Origin of the sequence: Pseudomonas sp. ICMP 10191 (assembly GCF_001467335.1) — a bacterium.
Lineage (GTDB): Bacteria > Pseudomonadota > Gammaproteobacteria > Pseudomonadales > Pseudomonadaceae > Aquipseudomonas > Aquipseudomonas cerasi.
The window spans coordinates 13,361-31,730 of the sequence record NZ_LKGW01000103.1; the positions used below are offsets into that span (position 1 = coordinate 13,361).

At 58.8% G+C, this 18,370-nt stretch carries 14 protein-coding genes and 2 pseudogenes; 10 read left to right on the forward strand and 6 right to left on the reverse strand.

Features of this window, described 5'->3' with window-relative positions; genetic code table 11:
* Positions 1-292 precede the first annotated feature (292 nt).
* Positions 293-811: a DUF4142 domain-containing protein gene (locus tag AO388_RS10620; RefSeq protein ID WP_003367886.1), complete on the forward strand. Its 519-nt coding sequence runs from the start codon at positions 293-295 to the stop codon at positions 809-811.
* Positions 812-879: 68 nt separating this feature from the next.
* Here the strand turns inward: AO388_RS10620 and AO388_RS10625 are convergent, their stop codons facing one another.
* From AO388_RS10625 to AO388_RS10635, 3 genes are all read right to left on the reverse strand, one after another.
* Positions 880-1,377: a YciE/YciF ferroxidase family protein gene (locus AO388_RS10625; RefSeq protein ID WP_003367887.1), complete on the reverse strand. Its 498-nt coding sequence runs from the start codon at positions 1,375-1,377 to the stop codon at positions 880-882.
* A gap of 105 nt (positions 1,378-1,482) precedes the next feature.
* A complete protein-coding gene (locus AO388_RS10630; RefSeq protein WP_058416434.1) occupies positions 1,483-1,680 on the reverse strand; it encodes a hypothetical protein in 198 nt (65 codons plus the stop codon).
* Between the two features lie 35 nt (positions 1,681-1,715).
* Positions 1,716-2,597, reverse strand: a complete 882-nt coding sequence (locus AO388_RS10635; RefSeq protein WP_003367889.1) for a manganese catalase family protein — start codon at positions 2,595-2,597, stop codon at positions 1,716-1,718.
* A gap of 429 nt (positions 2,598-3,026) precedes the next feature.
* On the opposite strand from AO388_RS10635, the gene AO388_RS10640 reads away from it, so the two are divergent.
* From AO388_RS10640 to AO388_RS10670, 9 genes and pseudogenes are all read left to right on the forward strand, one after another.
* Positions 3,027-3,251 (forward strand): DUF6555 family protein, encoded by a 225-nt coding sequence (locus tag AO388_RS10640; RefSeq protein WP_003316018.1) that lies wholly within the window; start codon positions 3,027-3,029, stop codon positions 3,249-3,251.
* Positions 3,252-4,658: 1,407 nt separating this feature from the next.
* A pseudogene (locus tag AO388_RS30265) lies at positions 4,659-4,826 on the forward strand (HAMP domain-containing protein); the annotation flags it as partial.
* A 159-nt stretch (positions 4,827-4,985) separates the two neighbouring features.
* Positions 4,986-5,696, forward strand: a complete 711-nt coding sequence (locus AO388_RS30270; RefSeq protein ID WP_374271035.1) for a methyl-accepting chemotaxis protein — start codon at positions 4,986-4,988, stop codon at positions 5,694-5,696.
* 214 nt (positions 5,697-5,910) lie between these two features.
* Positions 5,911-6,897: pseudogene (locus AO388_RS30275) on the forward strand (methyl-accepting chemotaxis protein); the annotation flags it as partial.
* Between the two features lie 198 nt (positions 6,898-7,095).
* Entirely contained in the window at positions 7,096-7,800 is a 705-nt protein-coding gene (locus tag AO388_RS30280; RefSeq protein ID WP_371857167.1) for a methyl-accepting chemotaxis protein, read from the forward strand.
* 296 nt (positions 7,801-8,096) lie between these two features.
* Positions 8,097-9,851 (forward strand): ABC transporter permease, encoded by a 1,755-nt coding sequence (locus AO388_RS10655; RefSeq protein WP_003367892.1) that lies wholly within the window; start codon positions 8,097-8,099, stop codon positions 9,849-9,851.
* Positions 9,852-9,873: 22 nt separating this feature from the next.
* Positions 9,874-11,178 (forward strand): ABC transporter ATP-binding protein, encoded by a 1,305-nt coding sequence (locus AO388_RS10660; protein WP_176556722.1) that lies wholly within the window; start codon positions 9,874-9,876, stop codon positions 11,176-11,178.
* Positions 11,179-11,229: 51 nt separating this feature from the next.
* Positions 11,230-12,297, forward strand: coding sequence for a sensor histidine kinase (locus AO388_RS10665; RefSeq protein ID WP_054082350.1), 1,068 nt, complete (start codon positions 11,230-11,232; stop codon positions 12,295-12,297).
* Positions 12,297-12,935, forward strand: coding sequence for a response regulator transcription factor (locus AO388_RS10670; protein WP_058398177.1), 639 nt, complete (start codon positions 12,297-12,299; stop codon positions 12,933-12,935). The genes AO388_RS10665 and AO388_RS10670 overlap by 1 nt, the downstream gene beginning before the upstream one ends.
* A 129-nt stretch (positions 12,936-13,064) precedes the next feature.
* Here the strand turns inward: AO388_RS10670 and AO388_RS10675 are convergent, their stop codons facing one another.
* The 3 genes from AO388_RS10675 to AO388_RS10685 all read right to left on the reverse strand — a co-directional run bounded on the left by AO388_RS10675 (position 13,065) and on the right by AO388_RS10685 (position 18,340).
* Positions 13,065-14,948, reverse strand: a complete 1,884-nt coding sequence (locus AO388_RS10675) for an acyltransferase family protein (RefSeq protein ID WP_058416436.1) — start codon at positions 14,946-14,948, stop codon at positions 13,065-13,067.
* A 96-nt stretch (positions 14,949-15,044) separates the two neighbouring features.
* Positions 15,045-16,328, reverse strand: coding sequence for a hypothetical protein (locus tag AO388_RS10680; RefSeq protein WP_058416437.1), 1,284 nt, complete (start codon positions 16,326-16,328; stop codon positions 15,045-15,047).
* A gap of 392 nt (positions 16,329-16,720) precedes the next feature.
* Positions 16,721-18,340: a glucan biosynthesis protein D gene (locus AO388_RS10685; protein WP_003432784.1), complete on the reverse strand. Its 1,620-nt coding sequence runs from the start codon at positions 18,338-18,340 to the stop codon at positions 16,721-16,723.
* Positions 18,341-18,370 lie beyond the last annotated feature (30 nt).

Genomic DNA, 18,370 nt, shown 5'->3' on the forward strand with positions numbered 1-18,370 from the left:
ATTCGGGACTTTCTGTTTTTTTGTGCAACGTAGATAAGTGAGTGCCTCGATACAGGGAAATTCAGCGTAATTTCCCCGGCACCGATAGGTGGTGATCGCGTTTATTCCAAGGGGCGATGGTCGCGCGGAAAAAATGCATTGCCGGTCCGGGTTTACATCCGCAACAGGTGACCGTGGTATCGGCGTATGCCGTGTCCGATCAAAAAGGCTGAACGCAGGTATTTGAAGCAGGTCGTAACGTTCATGTCATCGATAACGATGATGTATTCAGCCCATAAAAGGATGACCGAAAATGAACAATTATTTTCGCATGAGCGCCATTGCCCTGGCACTTTCGCTAGGTTCGCAAATGGCTGTTGCTGCTCAGGACGCTGATGATTTTGTGGAAGATGCCTCTGCTAAAGGCATCGCCGAAGTTCAGGTTGGCAAGCTCGCACAGGATGAGAAAGGCGTCTCTGCAGATGTGAAGGAATTTGCAAAGCAGATGGTCACGGACCACACCGCTGCCAATGAGAAGCTGGCTGCCATCGCAAAAAGCAAGAACCTTGAAGTGTCCGAAGACCCTATGCTGATGGACAAGGCCAAGGCGATGATTCTGGAGATGCGCGAGAAGTCGTTCGATCAGGCATATGCCAACAATCAGGTCTCCGCACATGAGCAGGCGATCAAGCTATACAAGGAAGAGGCCGAGAACGGCAAGGATCCAGAGCTGAAGGCCTTTGCAAAGGCGACGTTGCCTACGCTGGAGAAGCATTTGGAGCACGCGAAAAAACTCGCTGCTGCGCATGGCGGTGATGCTGCCAAAAAGTAAATCCACTACACGGCATGACGGGATCTACACCCTGTAGACCGTCATGTGGGTACCGCTGGAAATCATCATTACTTTTTCGAAGTGGCCGCCTGGGTTCCGCCCTGTTCAGCGATCGCCGTCAGCTTTTCGTCCGCGCCTTTTTCTTCTGCCAATGTGGCACTCAGCAGAGCGGCGGCTTCTTTCATATTCAGATGTTTGGCCATGGCGATGAGTGTGCCGTAACTGGCGATCTCATAATGCTCGACCTTCTGGCATGCCCCGATCAGGGCCGCATCGAGTACTGCGCCTTTTTCGATCTCTTCCAGCAATTCCTTGCTTTCTTCGATCAGACCTTCCATGGCTGCGCATTTCATGCGTTTCAGCTTCAGACCAGCACCTTCCACCAATTCATCGATACGATCGATCTGACCTTGGGTTTCTTCAAGATGCGCCTTGAAGGCTTCTGCCAGAAGCGGATTGGTCGAAGCGCGTGCGAGACGCGGGAGTGCTTTGGTAATTTGCTTTTCAGCGCTGTAAACGTCTGAAAGTTCGTGAATGAACAAATCTTCTATGGTCGTGCGAGTCATGTTCTTACCCTTTTCAGCGAAGAGAGACTTGTCCACACGCGGGCCGATTGTCTGCCGACCTGTGGACAAGTTTGATAGAGCGCGTAGCGTTGATGATCGGTGTGATCAGCGCCGTGGCAGGCTGCTTTCAAGCAGGGTTCCAACGCCGAAACCCTTGGTTGCCATCACCACCTGAAAGCCTCTGCGCGCAAGCAGCGCCTGCGCCTCGAAGGCACGAAGCCCTTTTACAAATACCCTGTCGGTCAACGCGCTATCCAACTCGTCGCGAGGCGTGAGAGGTTGACGGGAGCTGAGCTTTTTCATGATTCATTCTCCTGAACAAAACAAGGGTTGCCGTTTCAGGCATCTTTGCCCTGGACAAAGCCAGAACCCAGATCCGCACCGGTAATCGGATTGGCGGCCGGATCGGACTGGGTCCGCTCCTTCAACATTTCCAGCACCTCTGTATCCTTTTCATCCAGCGTGACCGAGGCCGTGCCTTCGCCGCCATCGACGGCCGCTTGTGGCGACTCCACATATTCCCAGTCACCACCCTGATTCCACGCACCGCGTACATTGGGTTCGCCGGACATGTTGAAGTACTTGTTGGTGAATTCCGGCATGCCCGGCAGTTTGCCCTGTGGGAAGTTGGGCTGGATGGCGTGGAGGGCTTTTTCAAAAGACAACTGGTGCGCGATTTCCCGAGTCATGAGAAACCCCAGCGCTTCTTTAACGCCCGGATCATCGGTCACGTTCATCAAGCGTTCGTAAACAATTTTGGCTCTGGATTCTGCGGCGATATTGGAACGGAAGTCTGCTGTCGGTTCACCGATAGTATCAATATAAGCCGCTGTAAAAGGCACGCCGGCAGAGTTGGTCAACGGCGCACCGGACCCGTACAGCAGGCTGGTGATATGTGAGTCATTGCCGTTACCGTTGATAGAGCGATACAACTCGCCTTCTTCTTCAATACCTTCAGCCAATTGGCCTTTGGCACCCTTATTGAGCATGACAATAATGGAGCCCACAATTTCAAGGTGGCTTAGTTCTTCAGTGGCAATATCCATCAGCAGGTCTTTACGGCCTGGATCATCTTCACTCAGCCCTTGAGTGAAATACCGTCCGGCCGCGGCCAGTTCACCCTGAGCCCCGCCGAACTGCTCAAGCAGAAGGTTGGCCAGTCCAGGATTGGGTCTTGCTACACGGACGGTGTATTGAAGTCGCTTGTTATACATGAACATGTCGTATCCTCAGGCTTTGATCTCTCGGGAAGCGTCAACCCATGTGCATGGGCTTGATTCAACGCAGTCACAGGTTATGAGAGACTAAGGAGCGCGATCGTTACTGCTAACTTTTTTAAAGAGGACCGGCGGTGTTAAAACCACCGTTCAATAGAATTTGATTATTCCCCTTACGTGGCTGAATGTTCGTTCATAGTGGCGAAGAAGCCTGTTTGAATGGGTCTGGAGGCCGTTGCTGTTTTACGCAGGAAAAGAGGGTAAAAAGTGCAGTTATAAACAAACTCTATCGCTAACTAAACCGTTCGGTTCAGGTATAAACATACATCATAAGATGGCAGCATGACATCATTTAGATTATGGCATTAATATTTTGAATTTTTTGAAACTGCTGCGATCTGTTTTGCAAGTCGACAAAGCAGGAGCAACACAATGGCTGATGAAAAACACTACCGTATCGATTACCTGCTGCATGGCAGTTACAAGACGTTCTACATACGAGCAGGTGCCATGGATAACAAAGAGGCCTGGCACTGGGCTTCAGTGGATGCCGGGTTCGGTGCGATCCCCAAGTACCGTTCCGACCCGGTACCCAAGCTGAGCAAGCCTCAGGCTGAAAAGCTCGGTCTGTCGAACGTGGAGTGGGCGAGGGCTTGAAAGCCCTCGAATCACCTCGATACGACGCCTGCCGTCGTGCGTCATGATGCCGCACGACGGTATTACCTTTGAAAAGTCTACGGTCGCCAGATCCGTCAGATGAGCCTTTGTTTCCCGCCTGAATACCCTCATTCGGATATTCCTGCCGCAAGCCTCGTACCCGCAAGTCTCTCCCTTTCTTCATTTGCCCGATGCCCATGACCTCATGTTAAACGTGCTCTGGCCGATAGCCGGACTATCAGGCTATGGCACCCATTGAACTTCCTGAAAAGCCATTGCTCTGAAGTGATGGCAATATGCCTCCATCTGAACGGATGACCTCGTTCAGCGCGGCATAGCTGCCCGTATTACCCGTGATGCAAAGAAAGGAGCTTTTCCGCCCGGATCGGACACCCTAATTAAAAAGAGAATGCTATGAACATCCTTTCGCCTGGTATCTACCTCACCAACCGCCTGCGTTTCCCTGCCAAGTTTGCCGTTTTAGCCATCATTATCGTCATCCCGTTGATCGTTCTCGGTCTTCGGGTTTTCAACAGTCTGAATGCAAGCATCGACACGGTCGCGCAAGAGCGCGTTGGCCGTGAGTTCCTGCAAATGACCACGCCCGTTCTGCGACTTTCCATGCTGCAGCGCGCGGCCAGCAACCGTCTGCTGGCCGGCGATGCCTCCGCCGCTCAGGATGTGATCAGCAACCGCGCTCAGCTTGAAACCGCGCTTGCCAACCTTGCCGATATTGATGCACGACAGGGGCAGCAACTGGAAACCGAGAACCGCGTACAGCGCCTGCGTGAAAGCGCCCGTTCCCTGATGGACAGTATCAAGCCAGGCCTCTCTCAGGATGACGTGTTCGCCCAGTGGAATGAGCAACTGGCCCAGACACTCAACTTTATCTACTACGTCTCGGCTACCTCGGGCATGGTGTTGGACGAAGATTACGCCTCGCTGTTTCTGATTGATCTGAGCACCATTCGTATGCCCCGGGAAATCAACGTTGCCGGTCAGATCCGCGGCATCACGGCAGGTTTGATGACCGGCCAGGGGCTGAGTGTATCGATGCGCGGCTCGCTCGAGAGCCTGCTGAAGATCGAACTGCAATTTCGGGCCGAGCTGGAGCAAAGTATTCGACTGCTCAAGCGCCGTTCGCCAGAGCTCGCAACGCGCATCAGTGACCCGATCACTGCCGCTACTGCAGCGATGGACAGCTTTCGCAGCGACCTGCACGCGTACATAAAGGGCACAGAGTTTTCGGTGCAGCAGGGGCAGTCGCTGAGCGCGCGCGGCAACGGGGTTGTCTCGGGACTCTACAAGGCTCAGGACGAAATTCAGACTGCGCTTCAGGATGAATTGAATGCGCGCTACGACGCCTTGGTGCTGCAGCGCGAAATAGTCATTGCCATGTGTGTGATCATGGGTTTGTTGCTGCTCTACGCGTTCTGCAGCATTTACCGTGCCTTGCGCCTGACCATCGACAGCCTGCTTGGCGTCACCCGCCGTCTGGGCGAGGGCGATCTGAGTGCACGCGTAACGGTCGTCAGCAAGGACGAAGTGGCTGATATCGCCAATGGCCTGAACCTGATGGCCGAGGCCTTCGCCAGTTCTATCTCGCACATGGACCGCACCTCTTACGAACTGTCTGATGTAGCGTCCCGTCTGGGCTCATCCATCGGCCTGGCCAAGCAGTCGATGAACGCGCAGCAGGCTGAAACGGAGCAAGTGGCGACCGCGATCAACGAGATGACCGCCAGCGTCGCCGACGTGGCGCAGAACACCGAAGGTGCCGCACTGGCCGCCGATGAAGCGAACACCGCGTCACGTAACGGTCTGCGCATCATGCACCAGGCACACTCGACCATTCAGGCTCTGGCCGAAGAAGTGGAAGTCAGTGCTCAGAAGGTGCAGGCGCTGGCCCTGCACAGTCAGTCGATTGGTGGCGTTATCCAGGTCATCAGCACCATTGCCGATCAGACCAACCTGTTGGCCCTCAATGCCGCCATCGAAGCAGCGCGGGCAGGCGAGCAGGGTCGCGGGTTTGCCGTGGTGGCTGACGAAGTCCGCACGCTGGCTTCGCGCACTCAGGCGTCGACCGAAGAAATTCGCGGCATCATCCAGCAACTGCAAGGTGCGACCGATGCTGCCGTGCAACAGATGCAGGCCGGCCAGCAGAAGGCTCATGCGTGCATCAGTGCCGCCAGTGATGCTTCGGGCAGCCTGTCGAGCATCAGTCAGGGCGTGGAGCGCATCGTCGAGATGAACACGCAGATCGCCAGTGCTGCGGTGCAGCAGCATGCGGTCTCCGAAGACATCAACCGCAATGTCATGGAGATTCGTAACAGCTCCGGGACGTTGATGCTGGGGATCGACAATAACGCGGCTACCGCCGATGAACTGGCGCGCGTCGCCAGCGACATGCGCAATGTTGTGGCACGTTTCAAACTGACTGCCTGATTGAATCGGGGGCCGTTCAGCCCCCGATTTCCCTCCCGAATCGGCGCTTTCGCGCGGATTGCCTTTTTCCGATCAAGTTTTGCTCTTCTGCGGCCGATAGCTCTGGCGCGCGGGTTTGCTGTCTATAAAAACAAATCTCAGCTCTTTCGTTGCGCACAAAAAAGCATTTTCAGGAGATTTTATGAACAGCAGATTTGCGAATATCAGCGTCAACATGAAGTTGGCATTGGGCTTTGGGACCGTTCTTTTCTTCACGGCAGTGCTCGCCCTCGTTGGCTGGACCAGCCTCGACAAGCTCATCAATCGCACCGACAGAATCGGCGATATCACCGAGCTGAGTGACAACCTGACCAACCTGCGAATCGCGCGTCTGCAATACATGCTGACTGACGGCGATGAAACCGCAGCACAGAACATGCAAGGCAAGCTGGATGTGTTCAAGGCGCAGCAGCAATCACTGCTCGTCAGCTTCAACAATCCGGTCAACCTCAAGCCGCTGCGCGAACTGGCCGATGTCACTCGCGACTATGAAGCATCCCTGAACAGCATGCGCGCCGTGTACCAGGCCGGGGCCAAAGTGCGCAACGAGATGACCGCCAATGGGACAGCGGCCATGCAGGCTGTCGAGTCGTTGAATAAGGCGGTCATGCAGATCGATCCTTCTGATCCGGCACGCTTCGATCTGGCCCAGTTGGCGAACAGCGCTCGGCAAGACCTGATCCTCGTGCGTTATGAAGTGCGCGGCTATACCGGCAACCCGAATGACAAGACCGAGGCAGCAGCCTTCCAGCAACTGGATAGCGCGATCAGTCGTCTGGACAGGCTCAAGGCTGCTTTTGGTGCCGCCAATCGCGAACAGATCGCACAGTTTGAAAGCGCTCTGCGCAATTACCGCAGCTCGGTCGATGCCTTCAAGGCAACCACTCAGACAGCTGCGAGCGTGCGCAAGGATCTGACCACTCAAGGTGCGACCATCGTCAAACTGGGCGAAGAGCTGTATGGCCTGCAGATGCAGATGGGCAAGGAAGACACTGCTCAGGCGCGCAGCCTGCAGATAGGGTGTGTGGTGTTGGTCATGTTGCTGGGCATTCTTGCCGCTGTGGTCATTACGCGTCAGATCACTCGCCCATTGCGCGATACGCTGGCCATCGTCGAACGTATTGCATCCGGCGACCTGACACACACCGAAGCGGTCACCCGACGCGATGAACTGGGTGTGTTGCAGCAAGGCATCCAGCGCATGGGGACAACCCTGCGCGAACTGATCTCCGGTATTCGCGACGGCGTTACCCAGATTGCCAGCGCGGCTGAAGAACTGTCGGCAGTTACCGAGCAGACCAGTGCAGGGGTCAACAGCCAGAAAGTCGAGACCGACCAGGTGGCCACGGCCATGCATGAAATGTCGGCGACGGTGCACGAAGTGGCACGCAATGCCGAACAGGCGTCCGTGGCGGCTTCCGATGCCGACAAGCAGGCGCGTGATGGCGACAAGGTCGTGGGCGAGGCCATCCAGCAGATCGAGCGACTGGCCGCTGAAGTGGTTCGCTCATCCGACGCAATGAACGTGCTGGAGCAGGAAAGTGACAAGATCGGCAAGGTCATGGATGTGATCAAGGCGGTCGCCGAACAGACCAACCTGCTGGCCCTCAATGCCGCCATCGAAGCAGCACGTGCCGGGGAAGCCGGCCGGGGGTTTGCCGTGGTGGCCGACGAAGTTCGTGGCCTGGCGCAGCGTACCCAACAGTCCACCGAAGAAATCGAAGGGCTGGTGGCGGCGCTGCAAAACGGCACGCGCCAAGTGTCGGGCATCATGCTCGGCAGCCGCACGCTGACAGACAGCAGTGTCGAACTGACGCGCAGGGCCGGTACGTCGCTGGAAAGCATCACCCGTACGGTGTCGAGCATCCAGGCGATGAACCAGCAGATCGCTGCCGCCGCCGAACAGCAAAGCTCGGTGGCCGACGAAATCAGCCGCAGCATCGTCAACGTTCGCGATGTATCCGAACAGACCGCCGAAGCCAGCGAAGAAACCGCAGCCTCCAGCGTCGAACTGGCACGCCTCGGTGGCCAGCTGCAGATGATGGTCAGCCACTTCCGGGTGTGATCCACCTGACGGTCATGCCCACGCGGAGCATGGGCACGATAATGTTCTTTTGCGCGACGCTTAACTGGCCTGAATAACGGGGTGATAGTTATATAACTATACGTTGGTATACCTCACTCATACTTCCAGATAAACATGAGCTACTTTTGCAGGTTTCTACTGTTGATCGAAACGCTATAAGCTTTACCTCACTGTCCGGCAACTATTAACTCACGGCCTTTATCTGTTATCGCTGACTGCCTGTTTGTTTATAAAGCAGGTGGGTCTGCGCCTGCGCGGCCGGCTCGAGGTGAGCAATGCATTCGATATCTGAATTCGGTAAAAGCCTGCGGACGCCCCGTTTCGTAAAACCCGGTGCACGCACGCCTTATTGGGCCGATGGTATTTGCCTGGCCATCCTGACCCTGTTCATTGGTCTGTTCATCTACGGCCTTGGCCAGATGATGCAGCCGCTCGCGGTGCTGAATTCGAGTCCCATGAGCCTCGACCCGGCGCGCCTGCCCGAATACGCATTGCGCACCACACTGCGTATGTTCATCGCGCTGGCCGCTTCGTTGATCTTCACTTTTGTCGTCGCCACGCTGGCCGCCAAAAGCCGCAAGGCCGAGCAAGTGATCATCCCGGCGCTGGATATTCTTCAGTCGGTGCCGGTGCTGGGTTTTCTGACGTTCACCGTGACCTTCTTCATGGGCCTGTTTCCCGGTCGGCAGATGGGCGTCGAATGCGCAGCGATCTTTGCCATCTTCACCAGCCAGGCCTGGAATCTCGCGTTCAGTTTCTATCAGTCACTGCGCACCGTACCGAGTGACCTTAACGAGGTCAGCCGTCAGTTCGGGCTGTCTGCGGTACTGCGCTTCACTCGCCTGGAACTGCCGTTCGCCATACCGGGGCTGGTGTGGAACATGATGATGTCGATGTCCGGCGGCTGGTTTTTCGTGGTCGCCTGCGAGGCCATTTCGGTCGGCGACACCACGGTCAATCTGCCGGGCATCGGTTCCTGGCTGGCGCTGGCCATCGAGCAGAAAAACCTGGCGGCGATTGCCTGGGCAGTGGGCGCAATGGCGCTGGTGATTCTGGCCTATGACCAATTGCTGTTCAGGCCGATCGTCGCCTGGGCGGACAAATTCCGCTTCGAGCAAACCGCATCGTCGAAGCGTCCGCGCTCGTGGATGTACAGCGTGCTGGGCCGCTCCCGTGTGGCACCGATGCTGGGTTCGATCCTGGCTGCGCCTTGGAAATGCCTGATGCTGATCGACTGGCGCGTGTTCTCCCGGCTGTGGAAAGTGAAGCTCACCCCAGGCGTCGTCCGCGTGCTCGACTACGCGTGGCTGGGGCTGGTCATGGCCGCCTGCCTGGCTGGCAGCGTGTACCTGTTCAGGTTCATCGAAGCCTCTCTGGGCGTCAGCGACATGGTCACTGCCTTTGGTCTGGGCCTGGCGACGATGGTGCGTGTGATCGTACTGATCGTCATTGCGAGCCTGATCTGGGTGCCCGTCGGTATCTGGATCGGCTTGCGTCCGGTCTGGGCCGAACGCTTGCAGCCAATCGCGCAGTTCATGGCGGCGTTCCCGGCCAACGTTCTGTTTCCTTTTGCGGTGATCGCGATTGTCGGCCTGCACCTGAACCCGGACATCTGGCTGTCGCCGCTGATGGTGCTCGGCACCCAGTGGTACATCCTGTTCAACGTGATCGCCGGGGCCAGCGCCTTGCCGACTGACCTGCGCGAAGCGGCGACCATGTTCAACATGCGCGGCTGGCAGTGGTGGCGGCGTGTCGCGCTGCCTGGCGTGTTTCCCTACTACATCACCGGTGCGCTGACCGCGTCGGGTGGTTCGTGGAACGCCAGTATCGTTGCCGAAGCGGTTTCCTGGGGCGATCAGCATCTGGAAGCGGCAGGCCTGGGGTCATACATCGCCAATGCGACCCAGGCAGGTGACTTTCCGCGCGTTGCGCTGGGCATCGTGGTCATGTCGGTCTTCGTGATTGCGTTCAACCGGTTGCTGTGGCGCCCGCTGTACGGGTTCGCCGAGCGACGTCTGAGTCTTGTCTGATCTTGTGTAAGGGGAGGGCGCCATCATGATGGCTGTCGAAACGCGTTGCCTGGTAGATGTTCAGAAAGTCCGACATGTGTACGGCAAAGGCAGCAAAGAGCGCCTGGTGCTGGATGACGTGACCCTGACGCTCAACGAGAACGAAATAGTGGGCCTGCTGGGCCGGTCCGGCTCGGGCAAGTCGACCCTGTTGCGCTCCATCGCCGGGCTGGTGGTGCCTACCGAAGGTGAGGTGAATTTCCCTCGTCGTGTGCAAGGACGGGCAATGTCGGTGGGCATGGTGTTCCAGAGCTTTGCGCTGTTTCCCTGGCTGACGGTGCTGGAAAACGTCGAAGTCGGCCTCGAAGCGCAACGTGTGCCTGCCGCCGTACGCCGCAAGCGCGCACTGGCGGCCATCGATCTGATCGGCCTGGACGGTTTCGAGAGCGCCTACCCCAAAGAGCTGTCCGGAGGCATGCGTCAGCGGGTCGGCATGGCGCGCGCGCTGGTCATCGATCCTGACGTGCTGTTGATGGACGAACCGTTTTCCGCGCTCGACGTGCTCACCGCCGAAACCCTGCGTACTGACTTGCTGGACATGTGGAGCGAGGGGCGCATGCCCATCAAGTCGATCCTGATGGTGACGCATAACATCGCCGAAGCCGTGCTGATGTGCGATCGCATCCTGCTGTTCTCCTCCAATCCTGGCCGGGTGATCAGCGAGATCAAGGTCGATCTGCCCCAGCCGCGCAACCGCCAGGACCCGATCTTTCGGGCGCTGGTGGAAGAGATCTACGTGCTGATGACCCAGGACAACGACGCCGGCGAGATTCGTCAGGGCGTGTTTCCGGGCACCGGGCTGGGAATGGTGTTGCCACAGGTTTCCACCAACGCACTGGCAGGGTTGATCGAGGCGATTCACGCGCCGCCCTACAGCCTCAAAGCCGACCTGCCGGAGCTGGCCGCTGCGCTGCACTACAACGCCGACGAGCTGTTCCCGATTGCCGAGGTGCTGCAACTATTGCGCTTCGCTGAACTGAAGGGCGGCGACATACGCCTGCTGCCTGCCGCCAATCGTTATGCGCTGGCGGATGTCGACGAGCGCAAGCAACTGTTCGCCCAGCACCTGCTGAGCTTTGTGCCGCTGGTGGCGCATATCCGTCGGGTGCTGGATGACCGTCCCACGCACACGGCACCGGCACGGCGCTTTCGTGATCAACTCGAAGACTTCATGTCTGAAAGCGATGCCATGCAGACCCTCAACGCAGTGATTCAATGGGGGCGCTACGCGGAGTTGTTCGCCTATGACGAACTGGCCGATCAGTTCAGCCTGGACAACCCGTCCTGAGGTTTGTAGGACATACTCAACAGGCCTTTTGCAACCAGCGGGATGATGCGCATGCGTGAACCGGAATCCTACGGCAAGGCTGCTATGGCGGTGCGGCTGATCGCGTTGCTCATGCTGGCGCTGGTCATTGCAGTTGCCGACACCTTGACCGACCTGGAAATCGCCGTGGGCGTATTCCAGATTGTTGTGGTGCTGCTGGCGGTCAGGTTCCTGCCGTCCACAGGCGTTATCGCGATGGCGTTGCTGTGCATGGTGCTGACCGTGATCAGTTATGAGATGACGACCTCCAGAGGCAGTGAGGCGTCCGGGCTGATCAATTGCATCATCAGCCTGGCGGCCATCGCCATGACCACCTGGCTGGCGCTGCGCATGGCGCTGGCCATCCGCTCGGTACATGAAGCGCGCTCACAGCTGGCGCGGATCGCACGGGTCAATCAACTGGGTGAACTGACGGCGTCCATTGCTCACGAGGTCAATCAGCCGCTGTCGGCTATTGTCACCAGCGGCAATGCCTGCCAGCGCTGGCTGGCCACCGAGCCGGTCAATCTGGAGAAGGCCCGGCAGGCCGTCGACCGCATGATCAGTGACGCGAACCGCGCCGGTGACATCATCGTCCGGGTGCGCGCGCTGGCGAAGCGTTCGTCCACTCACAAGGAGTGGATCAGCGTGGCCGATACCGTCGCCGAGATCGTGGCGCTGGCACACAGCGAGATAGAGGGGCAGGGCGTCGCACTGCTGGTCGACGTTCCGGAGGGCCTGCCGCCGCTGCTGGCTGATCGGGTGCAGATCCAGCAAGTGTTGCTGAACCTGATGCTCAATGGTGTCGATGCGATGAAAAAGCTCGAGGCGGATCAGGCGCAACTGGAGATTCTGGTGGGCTGGCATGACGGCGGTGATATCGAATTTGCGGTCAGCGACAACGGTATCGGCGTGCCACCGGAAAACATCCATCGGTTGTTCGATGCTTTCTACACCACCAAGGAGGAAGGGATGGGGATTGGTCTGGCGATCAGTCGTTCGATCATCGAAGCTCATGGCGGGCGCATCTGGGTCACCCCCAACCCTGCAATCGGTGCTACGTTTCACTTCACCCTGCCCACCGGAAAGATGGAAACCTGATGAGCACAGTTGCCGCCGCATCACAGGCCGAAGAGCCGATCATCTACGTCCTTGATGACGACCTGTCGGTGCGCTCCTCGCTGGAGGATCTGCTGGCCTCGGTCGGGTTGCGCAGCATGCTGTTCGGCTCGACCCGCGAGTTCCTGGACACGCCGCGTCCTGACGCGCCGGGCTGCCTGATTCTGGACATTCGCATGCCTGGAATGAGTGGTCTGGACTTCCAGGAGCATATGGCCAGGTCGGGGATTTCCCTGCCGGTCATTTTCATCACCGGGCATGGCGACATTCCCATGTCCGTGCGGGCCATGAAGGCCGGTGCGGTGGAGTTTCTGACCAAGCCTTTTCGCGATCAGGACTTGCTCGACGCCATTCAGCAGGGGTTGGCGCAGGATCGCAGTCGACGCAAAAGTGCCGCGGTCGAAGCCGAACTGCAGCGCCGCCACGCCAGCCTCAATTCCGGTGAGCAGCAGGTGATGGAGCTGGTGGTCAGCGGCCTGCTCAACAAACAGATTGCAGCCCGGCTGAACGTGAGCGAAATCACCGTCAAGGTCCGCCGTGGCTCGGTGATGCGCAAGATGGAAGCCGATTCCCTGGCTGACCTCGTCAAGTTTGCCGAGCGCCTCAAAGAGCTGCACTGATCACCGGCCCACGCCGAGCCCTCATCGTTATACACAAGTCCGCTTTTGATTCTGGCCGGCGGCGGTAGGAGTAGGCGCGAAGAGGCCGCTACAGCCTCCAGAAACAGGACATTTGTACTCAGCGGCTGACTAATTCACCAACTGCGGCAGTACGTAGTTGCGCACGACGTACAGCGAACCTTCTGCGCTCAAGTGCCCCGAGTCGATCTGCAGCAGAGAGCGGTTGTCTTCCAGGCGTACCCGGCAGGCATCGGCGATGCACAGTTTGTCGATCAGCGACACGAACTGGATGCCTGCCGATGCGGCCAGTGCGCGGGTGGCCTGATCCACCAGCATGACACTTTGATCCAGAGCCGGATCGCGGATGTACGATTCGCTCAGCCCCCAATGACGGTTGGCGATGACGCTGGGCAACGACGGGTTCCACTGCGGAACCGGGCCGATCAGCACGATGTGCTTCACACCAAGGCCCTTGAGCCGAACCGCGATCTGCGTCCAGTCGGTCTTGTCGTGCCCATCCTTTTGCGCGATGACCACGATGTCCGGACGCAGCCTTTCGATGCCCTGCAGGGCCGTTCTGTTGGAGTAGTCACAGGCCCTGCTGGTTGCAGAGGTACGTCCTTGCTGGTCCCTCAGAGCGGGACGGCAACTGGCCGAGGCGACCTGATAGAAGGGCGTGCTGTGTGTCAGCAAGGTACGCAGGCCGAGCGACAGCGCTTGTGCATGAGAATCGCCCCACAGGAACACGCCACCCACCCCTTGTTTGCGGGTGCAGGCTTCATCGATGCCTGATTGGCCGCGCTGGGTCAGGGCGGAGAAGGCGTCACATTTCAGCCAGTAGGGCTCGTACAGGTTGTGCTGGCGATCAGCGTACTCCTGAATGAAACGCGCCTTGTCCGAAACACTCACCGGGCGCAGGGGAGAAATCACGCCGCCGGTTGCACTCACCAGCGTTCCGCCGACGAACAGCAGAGCGATCAGCGTGCCGAACGTGGCACGTCTGCTGCGCTGATCAGACGACGGCCTGCTGACGGGCTGCTCGATCAGCCGCCATGAGACCAGACCCAGCATCACGGCCACGCCGATGCCCACCAGCACTGCGCGGATCTCGCCCAGTAACCCGGCGTCATTCATCCACACCACCACCGGCCAGTGCCACAGGTACAACGAGTACGAGCGTGTGCCGGCCCATTGGGCGAGCGGGTTACAGATCAGCAGCGAGTCGTTGCGTGCGGCGACGATCACCGCGAACGCCCCCAGCACCGGCATCAACACCAGATAACCCGGCCACGTGTCCTGCACGGACAGCAGAAAGAAGCCGGCCACGATCAGCGTCAGTCCTAAGTGTTCCAGAACGCGCTGCTGCAGGGCCTTCAATTGCAGCGGGAACAGGCAGGCCACGCCACCTGCGAGCAACTCCCAAGCGCGGGTCGGCAGCAGGTAAAACGCTGCCTCCGGCCATTGCGAGGAGGCAGATACGCACACCACAAAGCCTGTCAGGCTTGCGCCCAGTACCCACCAGCGCAGGTTGTGCAGCGCGACGAAGCGACTGAGCATCAGCAGCGCAATCGGGTACAGCAGGTAGAACTGCCATTCCACCGACAGCGACCAGGTATGCAGCAGCCACTTCTCATGGGCGCTGGCGGTGAAATACCCGGCCTCACGCCAATAGACGAAGTTGGAAACGAACCCCAGGCTGCTCGCCACATGTGTGCCCAGCGCGCTGTAGTCCAGCGGCAGCAGAGCGAACCAGCCGAGCAACAGCAAGGCAAAACACAGCACAGCAAGGGCCGGGACGATGCGCCTGGCCCGTGAAGTGTAGAACGCCGCCAGCCTGAATTTACCGCTCCTTAAGCCGCGCAGGATGATGCCGGTGATCAGATACCCCGAGATCACGAAAAACACGTCGACACCGGCAAAGCCGCCAGGCAGCCAGTCGGGGTGGAAGTGGAAGAGCAGCACTGCGATCACTGCGATGGCGCGCAGGCCATTGATGTCTTTTCTGAAGTCCATTTGAGAAAGCCATCCGTTGGCTGATCGTGAGGGGGAGGGGCCGGGGATCAGCCGAAGCTTATCGGCAGCCAGCGTTGTGGTGATTGTGCTGGTTGATCAGCGTGCAGCCGACGTCAGCCCGGGCGCATGGCCCGCAGAAGATTCTTTGCCGGCCATCACATGACCAATGGCCAGGCCGATGAACAGGTTGGCGACAGCGACCTCGAACATGTCGGTGGTCCAGCTGATCAGGCACCAGCAAAAGCTGATCGCCAGGAGCATATGGCCAACACGGGTCTGATCATCGATCAGGCGGAACAACAGCGGAATCTGCAGCGCATACAGCAGCAGGCCGAGCACGCCCAGCATTGCCCAGAGGTACAGGGCGGAGCTGTCCATGCCGAGAAATACCCCGGCACCGTCCACCGGAAACAACCCCATCGTGCTGCCGACCATGCCGAAGCCTGCGCCGCTGATCATCCAGCCTTCGCGACTCATCGCATTGATCAGGCCGGGCCAGGTGTTGATCAGCCGGTCATACAGCGAGGCCAGAGAGCCGCCGCTGCTGACCGCGTAAGCGTCAGGGCTCACAATCAGGCCCAGTGCCGGCAACAGCAGGCCGATGCCTACCACCACGGTGCACACCGTCCTGCAGGTCCAGCTCATCCGCCGCAATAACAGCAGCACGATGGTCAGCGCGAAGGCCGCGGCTGGCGCTTTGCTGGTGGTCAGCACGATGGCGTAAAGCGCCACCGCACTCAGCAACATCATCATCAGGCGCGAGCGCAGGAACATGATCAGGTACAGCGTGTAGAAGGCGATCATGATCGACAGCACGTTGGACACTCTGGCGAAACCGGCAATGCGGTCCACCTCGTCCGCGCTCCATGAGGTATTGGCGCTCAACTGGGTTTCACCGACGCTGTAGCTGTAGCCCTTCCATGGCACGGAGGTGAGCTTGTCCAGGGCAATCCCCAACAGCGAGGCCAGCAGGCAGAAAGCAATGGCGCGGTACAACAGCTTGCGGCGATACAGCAGGTGCCGGCCACATACCAGGCCGAACACCAGCGGGCTCAGCGCGAACAGACTGAACGCCAGGTTGTGCACGCTGGCGCGATGCAGCATGGCCAGCAGCGCGGAAATCAGCCACAGGATCGTGAACGTCCAGAACAACCGCCCGGCTCTGAATGTGCGCAGTTCGAGCGTAAATAGCAGGATGCAGGCGGCCTTGGGCAGATAGAGCAGGGGGCTTATGCCTGCCTGGTCGAAGTAGAAGCGCAAGGCTCCGGAAAAGGTCTCGACCAGAATCAGGCTGATGGCGACCCACACCACCACCGTGGACTTGTCAAAGGACATCAACGACGACCTGGCGTCGACGCCGTTCGCAGTATTCAACGCCATGCTGGCTGCCTTGTGAAATACGTCAGGGGAATTGCGCGGACAAAGCTACCGCCCGACGATCACGGGGACGTGTCGACACAGGGAAGCTTTGGGAGATGGGGGTCTGGAGCGGACGCTCGCAACGGCATGACAACAGGTATATCAGTCGCAGTTGGGGCAACTGTCAATTAATTAGTCAGGATTAATGGTTATGCGCTGCACTTAGTACCCAGGACAGGACGCGGAGCGTCCAGAACGGCGTGCCCACGCTGGAGCATGGGCACGATGGTGTTCTTGCGGACGCGATCCTGCAGACACCTATCGTTCCTCACGCTCCAGCCCAGACATTTATCGTTCCTCACGCTCCAGCGTGGGAATGCCTTTCGTGACGCTCTGCGTCACCCATCTGCGGATTACGGGTATTTACGTCTGTCCGGTGCAGGCGGGAAGTACTGATAGAGCCAGGTCTCGCTCAGCGTACGGTCGCCAGTGCGGATGAACATGCGCATTTCAACCGGCTCGACCGAGTCGCTGTCCGGTACCCAGTCGAAGGTGACGCGGTAGCCCTTGATGTCCGGCAACACGAGGATGTTGAAGTCCTGCACCTTGCCATGAGTGACCGTGACGATGGGCTCGATTCCAGTGCCTTCCGGCAAGCGATCCAGACCGCCGCCGTTGAAGTCCACCGCGAAGCGGCGTGCCCAGGTTTTCGGGTAATGCTCGCCCGGTGCCCAGCCTTCGAGGAAGCCGCCCATGCCTGAACGTGTCGCGTGGACCTGTGCCAGCGGCGTGCTTACCGGCGGCAGCGGGCTCCAGAACAGCTTGTAGCCGTAGTTCATCGAATCCCCGGCCTTGACCGGCGTCTTCGGTGTCCAGAACACCACGATGTTGTCCATCGTTTCGCCCGTGGTCGGCAGTTCCAGCAGGCTGACCTCGCCTTCGCCCCACGCCGTGATCGGCTCGACCCACAGGCTCGGACGACGGCTGTACCAGACAACGGTGTCCTGATAGCTGGAGAATTCGTGATCGCTCTGTACCAGCCCGAAGCCTTTCGGATCGGTGTCGGAGAACGCGCTGAACTGCGGTTTGGCCGGGTTGTTCAGCGGACGGCAGATCCACTCACCGTTGCCACGCCACATCGACAGGCGATCCGAGTCGTGGATTTGCGGGTGGATGGTGTCGCACATGCGGCGTTCGTGAGTGCCGCAGCTGAACATGCTGGTCATAGGCGAAATGCCCAGCTGCTGGATGTCGGTACGCGCATTGACGTGCGCGTCGATTTCCATGACCACCTGGCCGGCCTGACAGTCGATGTCGAAGCGATAGGCGCCGGTCGCGCTCGGCGAGTCGAGCAGTGCGTAAACCACGAAGCGTGTCGCGTTCTTGTCCGGCGTTTCAAACCAGAACTTGGTGAAGTCCGGGAATTCTTCCTGACGTTTGGCGTAACTGTCGATGGCCAGGCCGCGGGCCGAGAGGCCGTATTGCTTGTTGCTGTCCACGGCGCGGAAGTAGCTGGCGCCGAGGAACGAAACGACGTCATTGATGGCGATTTCAGGCGCCTTGAACAGTTTGAAACCGGCAAAGCCCAAGTCGCCCTTGACCAGGTTCTTGTCGATGCCACTGTTCTCGTAGTTGAACAGGTCGTGGCGGAAATGCACTTCGCGCGCCTGCTTGCTCTGCGGATCGACGCTGTACATGCGCACGGGCGTCTTGAAGCCCATGCCGACGTGGAAGAAATGCACGTCGAGCTGGCCGTGGACGTCTTTCCACAGCGAGTGATTCGGGTCGTAGCGGATGGCATTGAATTGCTGCGGCGTCATGTTCGCAAGTACCGGTGGCAGCACCTGCTTGTTGCTCACATACCCTTTGCTCGCAAGCTTCTTGGCATGCGCCTGCAACTCAGCAAAATCGAAGTGTTCGATCTCGCCATCGGCTGCGGCGGCCAGTGCCCGCGCAGCAAAAAGCCCTGAGGCCGATACGCTGCCGTAGGCGGCTAACGCCATGGACGCTTTCAGGAGATTTCTGCGATTCATAAAGGTGAAGCCTCTGAGTAATTCTGTGCG

Bases quoted from the DNA above. Each gene is read 5' to 3' on its own strand.
- AO388_RS10620 (WP_003367886.1), top strand. From the start codon at position 293: ATGAACAATTATTTTCGCATGAGCGCCATTGCCCTGGCACTTTCGCTA.
- AO388_RS10625 (WP_003367887.1), bottom strand. From the start codon at position 1,377: ATGACTCGCACGACCATAGAAGATTTGTTCATTCACGAACTTTCAGAC.
- AO388_RS10630 (WP_058416434.1), bottom strand. From the start codon at position 1,680: ATGAAAAAGCTCAGCTCCCGTCAACCTCTCACGCCTCGCGACGAGTTG.
- AO388_RS10635 (WP_003367889.1), bottom strand. From the start codon at position 2,597: ATGTTCATGTATAACAAGCGACTTCAATACACCGTCCGTGTAGCAAGA.
- AO388_RS10640 (WP_003316018.1), top strand. From the start codon at position 3,027: ATGGCTGATGAAAAACACTACCGTATCGATTACCTGCTGCATGGCAGT.
- AO388_RS30270 (WP_374271035.1), top strand. From the start codon at position 4,986: ATGACCGCCAGCGTCGCCGACGTGGCGCAGAACACCGAAGGTGCCGCA.
- AO388_RS30280 (WP_371857167.1), top strand. From the start codon at position 7,096: ATGTCGGCGACGGTGCACGAAGTGGCACGCAATGCCGAACAGGCGTCC.
- AO388_RS10655 (WP_003367892.1), top strand. From the start codon at position 8,097: ATGCATTCGATATCTGAATTCGGTAAAAGCCTGCGGACGCCCCGTTTC.
- AO388_RS10665 (WP_054082350.1), top strand. From the start codon at position 11,230: ATGCGTGAACCGGAATCCTACGGCAAGGCTGCTATGGCGGTGCGGCTG.
- AO388_RS10670 (WP_058398177.1), top strand. From the start codon at position 12,297: ATGAGCACAGTTGCCGCCGCATCACAGGCCGAAGAGCCGATCATCTAC.
- AO388_RS10675 (WP_058416436.1), bottom strand. From the start codon at position 14,948: ATGGACTTCAGAAAAGACATCAATGGCCTGCGCGCCATCGCAGTGATC.
- AO388_RS10680 (WP_058416437.1), bottom strand. From the start codon at position 16,328: ATGGCGTTGAATACTGCGAACGGCGTCGACGCCAGGTCGTCGTTGATG.
- AO388_RS10685 (WP_003432784.1), bottom strand. From the start codon at position 18,340: ATGAATCGCAGAAATCTCCTGAAAGCGTCCATGGCGTTAGCCGCCTAC.